This is a genomic window from Alcanivorax sp. HI0083 (genome assembly GCF_001635175.1).
Genome location: NZ_LWFX01001187.1, coordinates 1 through 2559, shown reverse-complemented (window position 1 = coordinate 2559; position 2559 = coordinate 1). Strand labels below are relative to the sequence as shown.

The following is a 2559-nucleotide window of genomic DNA, read 5'->3' as shown; positions in this document are numbered from 1 at the left end:
TGCCCACCCAGAGCGCCGCCTCCCGGCTCAGCCAGGCCATGCGCTACGCCGCCCTCAGCGGCGGTAAACGCATTCGCCCTCTACTGGTCTACGGCGCCACCCAGCTGGCAGGCGCGAGTCCGGCCCAGGCCGACGTGCCCGCCGTGGCAGTGGAACTGATCCATGCCTACTCCCTGGTTCACGATGACCTGCCCGCCATGGACGATGACGACCTGCGCCGGGGCCAGCCCACCTGTCACAAGGCTTTCGACGAAGCCACCGCCATCCTTGCCGGCGACACCCTGCACACCCGTGCCTTTGAGCTGCTCGCCTGTCATGGCGACTACCGCAGTGACAGCCGCATCGCCCTGATTCAGCACCTGTGCCAGGCGGCAGGCGTGGACGGCATGGCCGCCGGCCAGATGCAGGACATGCTCGCCCAGGGCCAGCAACAAACCGTGGCAGCATTGGAAGAGATGCATTACCTGAAAACCGGGCGCTTGATCACCGCCAGCCTGCAGCTGGGCTATTTCGCCGCAGAAAAGAACGATCCTGCGCTACTCAACAGCCTCACCGATTTTGGCGATACCATTGGTCTGGCGTTCCAGATTCAGGACGACATCCTCGATGTCATCGGCGGCACCGAGCAGCTGGGCAAGCCCTCCGGCTCCGATGAAAAGCTGCAAAAAAGCACCTTCCCGGCACTTCTCGGCCTGGAGCAAAGCCAGCAACGCGCCCGCCAGTTATGCGAGCAGGCGCAACAGGCTCTGGCTGGCTATGGGCCACGCGCGCTTCCCCTGCAACAATTGGCTCAATACATCATTACCCGGAATCACTGATCCAGCACTGACGATAGCCCCCCCGGACAGTTATACTAGTGCCAGTGGTCCACGCGGAAAGCGCCTGCTTCACACAGCGTTCCGCCCGGACCACAGGCCATTATTCTGCCTTGCACTCATCAGGCTGCATGACCCTATGCCCAAGACGTTTACTCAAATTCCGCTGGCGCGACCTGACACCCCGTTGCTGGATACCCTCAACAGCCCTGCAGACCTGCGGCAGCTGCCGGCATCCCAACTGGAGCGCGTGGTCGATGAATTACGCGAATATCTGCTCTATGCGGTAGGCCAGTGTGGCGGGCATTTCGGCGCGGGCCTCGGCGTGGTCGAACTGACCGTTGCCCTGCATTACCTGTATCACACTCCTGATGACAAACTGGTCTGGGATGTGGGCCACCAGTGTTACCCCCACAAGATACTCACCGGGCGCCGCGAATCACTGACCAGCATCCGCCAGGCCGGCGGCCTGTCCGGCTTTCCCAAGCGCAGCGAATCCGAATACGACACCTTCGGCGTGGGCCACTCGTCCACTTCCATCAGCGCCGCACTGGGCATGGCGCTGGGCGCGGAAATGGCCGGCAGTGACCGCCGTGCCGTGGCCATCATCGGTGACGGCGCCATGACCGCCGGTCAGGCGTTTGAGGCCATGAGCCACGCGGCACATACACGCTCCAATCTGCTGGTGATCCTCAACGACAACAACATGTCGATTTCCCACAATGTGGGCGGGCTATCCAATTATTTTGCGCGCATCTGGGCCAGCAAGAGCTATATCGCCCTGCGTGAAGGTGGCAAGAAAGTGCTTTCCACCATGCCGGCGGCCTGGGATTTCATCCGCCGCACTGAAGAAAGCATGAAGAACATGGTCAGCCCCGACATGCTGTTCGAGGCCATCGGCTTCAACTACATCGGCCCCATCGACGGCCACAATGTGGATGAGCTGGTACGCACCCTGGGCAACCTGCGCGACCTGGAAGGGCCGCAGCTGCTGCACATCTATACCACCAAGGGCAAAGGCTTTGCGCCCGCAGAAGTCGACCCGGTGGGCTACCACGCCATCAACAAGATCGAACCCAAACCCAAGGTTCAGGTGGCCGTCCCGCAAAAGCCCAAGCTGCCCAAGTACCAGGATATCTTCGGCCAGTGGCTGTGCGATATGGCCGAGCAGGACCCACGCCTGGTGGGCATCACGCCCGCCATGTGCGAAGGCTCCGGCATGGTGGAATTCAGCCGCCGCTTCCCGGAGCGTTACCACGATGTGGCCATCTGTGAGCAACACGCGGTCACTCTGGCCGGCGGGCTGGCCTGTGAAAACCAGAAACCGGTGGTAGCCATTTATTCCACTTTCCTGCAGCGCGGCTATGATCAGCTGATCCACGATGTGGCCCTGCAGGAACTGGATGTAACCTTCGGTCTGGACCGGGCCGGCCTGGTGGGCGAGGACGGCGCCACCCATGGCGGCGTGTTTGATCTGGCCTACCTGCGCACCGTGCCGAACATGATTATCGCGGCCCCTTCCGACGAGAACGAATGCCGTCAGCTGCTCTATTCAGCCTATCTGCACGAAGGGCCGGCAGCGGTACGCTATCCGCGCGGCACCGGCACCGGCGCCACCATCGAAGAAACCATGACCGCCCTGCCCATCGGCCAGGCGCGCACCCTGCGCGAAGGCCAGCACGTGGCCATACTGGCCTTTGGGGCACTGGTGCCAGCCGCGCTTGAAGCCGCCGACGCGCTCAAT

2 protein-coding genes are annotated in these 2559 nt (G+C 62.5%); both read left to right on the top strand.

Going from position 1 to position 2559, the window contains the following annotated elements:
• A partial coding sequence (locus A3754_RS17155; RefSeq protein ID WP_063520673.1) for a polyprenyl synthetase family protein occupies positions 1 to 818 on the top strand: 818 nt, incomplete at its 5' end.
• 136 nt (positions 819 to 954) lie between these two features.
• On the top strand, positions 955 to 2559 hold a 1605-nt coding region (gene dxs / locus A3754_RS17150), incomplete at its 3' end, for a 1-deoxy-D-xylulose-5-phosphate synthase (RefSeq protein ID WP_063520672.1).